7 protein-coding genes are annotated in these 7,106 nt (G+C 31.9%); 5 read left to right on the plus strand and 2 right to left on the minus strand.

Annotation, left to right across the window (positions count from 1 at the left end; all coding sequences use genetic code 11):
- The 5 genes from AC30RD_RS04895 to hpf form a co-directional block, all read left to right on the plus strand.
- A partial coding sequence (locus AC30RD_RS04895; RefSeq protein WP_489493188.1) for a hypothetical protein occupies positions 1–756 on the plus strand: 756 nt, incomplete at its 5' end.
- Positions 753–1,412, plus strand: coding sequence for a hypothetical protein (locus AC30RD_RS04900; RefSeq protein ID WP_489493189.1), 660 nt, complete (start codon positions 753–755; stop codon positions 1,410–1,412). The genes AC30RD_RS04895 and AC30RD_RS04900, both read left to right, overlap by 4 nt.
- A complete protein-coding gene (locus AC30RD_RS04905; protein WP_489493190.1) occupies positions 1,409–2,335 on the plus strand; it encodes a hypothetical protein in 927 nt (308 codons plus the stop codon). Before AC30RD_RS04900 ends, AC30RD_RS04905 begins: the two co-directional genes overlap by 4 nt.
- Positions 2,335–2,766, plus strand: coding sequence for a type II secretion system protein (locus AC30RD_RS04910; protein ID WP_489493191.1), 432 nt, complete (start codon positions 2,335–2,337; stop codon positions 2,764–2,766). Before AC30RD_RS04905 ends, AC30RD_RS04910 begins: the two co-directional genes overlap by 1 nt.
- 71 nt (positions 2,767–2,837) lie before the next feature.
- Positions 2,838–3,380, plus strand: a complete 543-nt coding sequence (gene hpf, locus AC30RD_RS04915; protein WP_489493192.1) for a ribosome hibernation-promoting factor, HPF/YfiA family — start codon at positions 2,838–2,840, stop codon at positions 3,378–3,380.
- A 95-nt stretch (positions 3,381–3,475) separates the two neighbouring features.
- Here the strand turns inward: hpf and recG are convergent, their stop codons facing one another.
- Both recG and AC30RD_RS04925 read right to left on the minus strand, forming a co-directional pair.
- Complete coding sequence (gene recG, locus AC30RD_RS04920) at positions 3,476–5,284, minus strand: ATP-dependent DNA helicase RecG (protein WP_489493193.1); 1,809 nt, start codon at positions 5,282–5,284, stop codon at positions 3,476–3,478.
- 21 nt (positions 5,285–5,305) lie between these two features.
- Entirely contained in the window at positions 5,306–6,589 is a 1,284-nt protein-coding gene (locus tag AC30RD_RS04925; protein WP_489493194.1) for a M16 family metallopeptidase, read from the minus strand.
- Positions 6,590–7,106 lie beyond the last annotated feature (517 nt).

A 7,106-nucleotide genomic window follows, 5' to 3' on the forward strand; every position in this document is an offset into this window, starting at 1 on the left:
TGGTCATCTACACAAAATAGAATAAGATTTTTTGATGATGGATCATCATCGACTATTTTATCAAGCAATACAAATCCCTCTACCTTTAAAACTACTGAAGGAAATTTTACCGGCGGAACTGCTAATATAACCATTAAATTTAACTTTGATAGAAACGTAACTATAGCGGATAATCCTTTTGTAATATATAAAAACGATTTTAATATTACCGTTTCTGAAATAAACGGCACAACTTACGGAAAAGATTTTAATAGAAGCGTAGATCAAAACATCACATTTTACTATGCTCGTGTTCACTCCCCAGATTATAAAACACAAAACAATCCTTTTATAGGAAATGTCTATTATGAGGTATATAGCAAAAACGGCTTTGATCCGGCAAATATCCTTGGAGGAGAAAGCGTCGATGACGTTTACTGGTATATAAATAAAGATCATAACTCTACATCTTTTGGTGAGATTTTCAATATCGACTCGTCTCATGATAAAATAAATGTTACAAAAAACGCATCAATTGCAAACGGAGTAGAAAAATATAGCCACAACTACACAGGAGCAACTTATCCGTATAAAGATAGGATGGATATAAACGCCTCCTCTTGGCTGATCTATAATAGATTTGACCAAAATGCCACGACAAATCATTATTATATAGAATTTACACATTCGGGAGACTGGGCAGGAATAGGAAAAAATGTGGGAAAAGTAGTAGATATAAACATCAGTAAAAATGTAGAAAATAGGATAGAGTGGTGAGAAAAGCCGCAACGATGATTGAGCTTGTTTTTACTATAGTAATATTAGGGATAGCTATGGTAACAATCCCAACAATGCTATCAAATATATCAAAAATTAACGAATTAAGCATAAATCAAGAAGCAATTCTCGCAGGCTCTACAGCGATTGGAAATATATTAACCTATAAATGGGATGAAAAAACTACAGATTTAAATGTAACTTTTTCTCCAATATTAGACGTAACCCATGGTGATAACGAATTGGATAGAATTTTAAATACTACAAAAAGAAAAGGTAGTTTTAAAGGGGTTGGTAGGCGGAAGTTTTATAATCAAATAATATACGCCTCTTCTACACTTGGAAGCGATTTTTCTGATATGGATGATATTGATGATTTTATAGGAGTAAAAAGCTTAACCCTTAATAGTGGGAATGTTGATTATATTTTAGATATAGAAATAGCAACAAATGTAATTTATATTTCCGATATAAATGATTATAATAAAAAAAATATTAATTTCGTTTTTCAAACATCTCCACATATATCATCAACAAATATTAAAATGATTGAAGTGGAGGTAAAAGATAAAGATTCAAATCAAACAATTGCAATTTATAGAAGCTTTGCCTCAAATATAGGCGAATCAAAATTATTAAGTAGGAATTATAATTGAAAAAATCTTTTACTTTGGTAGAGCTATTGTTTGTAATTATAATTTTAGGCATTATAGGAGCTATAAGCGCACAGATAATCGCAAAAATCTTTGAGCAATATATATTTACAAGAACCATAAACGAGCTTGAAACAAAAACCGAACTTGTTTTGACCCAGATAGCTAAAAGATTATCTTATAGGATAAAGCCTACTACCATAGCAAGAGATTTGGATAATCCAACCGATATAAAATCTTTAAGCGACGCAAATAGCAGTTATGAAATCTTAGAATGGATCGAATACGCACATGATAGCTTTAGAGGGCTATACTCAAATATAGATAGCAATAGTAGTATATTTTATCCGGGATGGAGTGGGTTTATAGATCTTGATAGCAACGAAACAAATAAAACGCAAGTTAAAACTCCGGGAAGCAAACTAACTATAGCACGAGATATAATATACAAAAAAAGTCAAAACAAAATAGATCTAAACGTGACTAACAACGGATGCGCCATAATTTTTAAAGAGATTCCTACAGATTATGACGTTGTAAATAGTTACGGATGGAATAGGGGATATGACTCAAACAGCTCTTTGGCAAAGGATGTTTTTGAAGTTCACTCAATCTCAGACGATGTTTTAAAATTTGACGGAAGTAACGCAAATAGTCCAAAAACCGTATATGAGCAATATTATTTAACCTACGGGGCAAAGGCAATCGTTCCCGATCTATCCAAAAAAACGTTATATCTATATTACGATTATATGCCTTGGCGAGGAGAAAAATATAGTGACGGCAAAAAAGCTAAACTCATTGAAAACGTAACTCTTTTTAAATTTAAGCAAGCGGACAAGGTAATAAGAATGAAACTTTGTATTTATAAAAAGATTACAAACGATTTTAATATATCCTTTTGCAAAGAGAAAGTGGTCTACTAATGAGAAGAGGATTTAGTCTAATTACGGCTATTATAATTTTGGTTATTATATCTACTTTAATGGTTTTGATGCTATCGCTATCTTCCCAAACGGCAAAACAAACGGGAGATATCTATCAAAAAGAACAGATTGAACTTTTGGCAAAAAGCGCCACTGAATACGCAATATTAGCGATACACGGGCACGAAAACAACACCAGTTGCATAAACACGGTTCACATCGACTATCCATCCTCTACAAACCCTCAATACTCAATAGATCTATCTATCTATTATATCGGCAGCAACCTACCTTGCGATAGTAACCACACTTTAGCCAACAATATCTCAACTTCAGATTCAAACGGAACTATAATAGTCGATACAATCGTAACAAATCTACAATCTAACGAGCCTATAAGATACCATAGAAGAACCATTCAAAAACCATGACCACCATTTACTCACAATTAAGCCATATTTTGTTAGAATTTTGAAAAATTATAAACAAAAAGGATGGATAGATGGATTATATTCATATATACGGAAAATCTTTTGATTTAACCGATACCATAAAAGATTATATCTATAAAGCTGTTGACGGATTGCAAAAATATAACTTAGATATAACGGGAGTTAACGTAACGGTATCTGGGGATGAAAGAAAAGGCTGGAAAGGCTATATAGTAGAGTTTGATATACATCTTGCAAAAAAAGGAAACGTTGTAATCAAACAAAGAGATAAAGACGTATACGCCGCAATCGATCTTGCGCTTAGCAGAGCAAGTAAAGTTTTAAGAAGATATGCCGACAAAGTTAAAAATCATAAAAACGTATCATTAGAAGAGATAATGGCGGCACCTATGCTTGAAGAAGAGATAAACGAAGCTTTGAAATATTCCGAAGATGTAGTTCCTCACAATCTTGATATAGATAAACCCGTAGAGATAGAAGAAGCTATAGAATATCTAAAAAATAGCGATAAATATTTTATAGTTTTTGAAGATAGAGATGGGAAAATTAGAGTTTTATATAAAAGAACCGACGGAAAATTTGGACTTTATTAATTTTTAGTTAGTATATTTAGCTAATGAGGCTCAGTTGTTGGGTGGTTAGAAGTATATCTACTAAACTACTCAACCATCCAACCATTTTAACTTTTTTAACCAACTATTTTTTTTGCCTCTTCTATGATAGATCTATCCTCGCTTAGATCAATCCATCTAAAACTTTTTCCGCTTTGTTCATATCCTTGTAAAATATCACCGCTTTTTCTATACTTTAGATCAAGTTCTGCTATCTCAAACCCGCTTGATATTTTGCTAAACTCTTGAAGTCTTTTATTGTTTTTATCATTTGTATATAAAAAGCAGTAACCTTTTATCCCGGTTCTACTAACTCTTCCCCTAAGTTGATGAAGAGTCGCAAGTCCTAAATTTTCAGCTCCTACTATAACAACAGTTGAGAGCCTTGGCAAAGAGATTCCAACTTCAACTACGGTAGTTGAGAGTAATATATCTCCTTTGTCTCTAAAATCGATTAAAATATCCTCTTTTTCTTTATCTTTTCCGTGAGTAATATATACATTATCAAAATATCTTCTCCAAAAAGAGGCGGCTTCTTCTAAAGATTTGTATTTATAGCCATTTTTTGATTCTATTAGGGGATAGACTATTAATACCTGATGTTTTTTTAAAATCTCTTTTTTTATATGCAAAAGTAGCTCTTTAAAATCATCTTTTGATATAACTTTTGTAGTTATATCCTTTTTAAAAGGAGTCTGTTTTATAAAACTAAAATCAACCAACTCAGAATCTATCAAAGCTTTCGTTCTAGGGATGGGTGTAGCGGAAAATTGAAAAAAATGAGGGGATCTATCTTTTGAAGAGATGAGTTTATTTAATAGATTTCTTTGATTTGTTCCAAATCTATGCTGCTCATCTACCATTATAACACACGCCTTTGGCAATTTTTTATATAAAAGAGCGTGAGTGCCTATAATAAAATGAAAATCCTCTAAATCCTCATCTTTTGAAGAGGATGTAACAAGGGCGATTTTTAGATTTTTTAAATATTTTTTAGCCTCTTCATATAACTGATTTGCCAAAATAGTAGTTGGAGCCATTAGTATGGCTCTATTTGGAAAAGTAAGATAAGCGGCTGCAAACATAACCATACTCTTTCCGCTTCCCACATCGCCTATAATTACCCTTCTTGCTGCCTTTTGCTTTTTTAGATCCTCTTTTATATCGTATATTGCTTTTAACTGATCGTCTGTTAATTTAAAAGGGATATTTTCCAAAAAACCCTCTATCTCTTTTGAACATCTCATTAAAGCCGGAAAAACCCTTTTTTTTCTTTTTAGTTTTTTCAAATAGTTATAAATCTCTATAAATTTTAAAGCCTCTATGATCTCTTTTGGAAATGTTTTATATTTTAAATAGTAAGAGAAAAACTCCTCATTGGGATAATGAACTGTTAAAGCGTTTTTAACGTATTTTTCAGGGATATTATATTTTTGCAAATTTTCAAAATTAAGATATTTATCTATTAGATTTTTAAATATATCTGCTCTTATTTGAGTTTTATAGGAAGTATAGATCTTACCTACGTTTTTTTCGCTTATCTTTTTTGGCTGAATTATTTGAAGTTTTGAAAAATTTTGCTCCACTTTTCCGTAAATATACATAGTAGAGCCTTGGGAAAAACTTTTTAGATGATATGAGTTATATCTAAAAAAAATAAGCTCAATATTTTGTTTAAAATTAATCGAAAAAGCTATGATTTTAAGATATTTTGGGTTTTTTACCACTTCATAGATATTTATTAAAACAAGATTTTGGCTTTTTAATACAGGATAGTTTTTAACTCTAAAATCATAATAGTTTTGAGGAGTTATCAATAATAGCTCTAAAATATTTGATATTTTTAGCTTTTTAAACTTCTCAAGATCTTTTTTTTCTATCTGCAAACTATTTTTTCTCCCAAAAAACTATTTGGTTACTATACTAAAAGATAACTCGTTAATTTCTGGATGTTTTTTTATAAAATCGTTTAATTCATCAAGGGTCAAATCCTTAATTTTTTCTAACTCTTTTTTTGAATATCCTAAAGGCTTTCCTTTATAATATTCATTAAAAGCTCTTGAGAGTCTTTGAGATAGAGTTTCGTTTCTTAAAGGCTCACTACCTAAAATAAACTTTTTAGCCGAATCGAGCTCCTTTTGGGTAACGCCGTTTTTTATAAATTCAAAAATCACCTCTTTTACCACTTTTATAGCTTCATCTTGGGATTTTAGTTTTGTTTGCAAATAACCGCTAAAATAGCTATGGCTTTTGTTTATATTTACTCTAGAATAAGCCGAATAGGCAAGTCCCCTTTTTACTCTTATCTCTTCCATTAGTCTGCTACCAAATCCTCCAGCACCCAATATATATGAAGCAACTCTTGCCTTATAAACATCTTCATCCTCAACCTTTAGATAGTATGGCGCTCCAAAATATATATAAGCCTGTTTAGTATCTTTTTTTACTATTTTGGTCTCTTTTTTATCTTTTGCGTTATAAAACCCAAGATCTTCAAACTCTCCCCCATCAAGATCTTTTAAAAGCTTTATCATCAACTCTTTTGCCCTATCCTTTTGTATATCCCCGCCTATTACGATAATGGCTCTTTTTAAAACGATATGTTTTTTTATAAAATCTTTAACATCTTTCAAACTGATTTTGTTTATGGACTCTATAGTCCCATCACTTGGATTTTCCAAAGGAGTATCTTTAAAAAGTATCTTTTTTAGATTTACGCCCGCTATATAATCATAATCGCTCTCTTTTCTTGATAGATATCCTAAAGTGTTTGTTTTTACCTTTTCAAAAGCCTCTTGGGTTAAGTTTGGATCATCTAAAAGCTCTTTAACCAGTTCTATACCCTTTTCAAACTCTCTTTTTAGAGAGCTTAGAGTAAATACCATAGTTTCAATCCCCGTATTTACTCCAAAATGTATAGCTCTTTCTTCAAGTTTCTTGGCAAATTCAACGTTTCCCAATCTTTTTGTGCCTTGATTTAGCATTTTTGCGCTAAATTTTGCAAGTCCAGCAAGATCCTTATCCTCTATACTTCCACTTTTTTGAAAAACGATCTGAACTGAAACGATAGGTAGATTGGTCTCTTTTTCATATATGAAAGGAACTTCAATTTCGTTTATCTCAATTTTTTCCAAAATCGCCCCCATTACAACCCCTTGTATAAAAATTATTAAAATTAAAATCTTTTTCATCTTTCCCCCGTTTTAGATATTGGACATTGGACATTGGGAATTAGGCATTAGGAATTGGGAAATGGGAATTGGGAATTGAGCCCCCTTACCACCTTACCTCCTTATCCCCTTACCACCTTACCATCTAACTCCCTTCTCCCTTTAACCTTTTACCTAGTCACTCAACCACTTAACTATTTTACCCAATACTAAGCCTTACGGCTTTACCCTCGCTCACTTTCTAACTTTCTAACTTTCTAACTCTCTAACTCTCTAACTACTCAACTATTTTAACTAACCGCAAACTTGCTTCGTTTCACTCAGCTTCGTTTGCTTCAAGGTTCACTAGCTACTCCTATGCTCACTACTAAAATCCTTGATTTTAGGGTTTGCATATAGTCGTAGCTTTCGCAAGCGCACGGAAGTAAAGCAGTTTACTTCCTAAAGCTTCGCTTTGCGCTTGCTCACTCAACCACTTAACTATTTAACCCAATTTAACCAAAATCAACCAAACACCTCCAATATATTATAAGCCGTA

The organism is Nitrosophilus sp. (genome assembly GCF_982775275.1).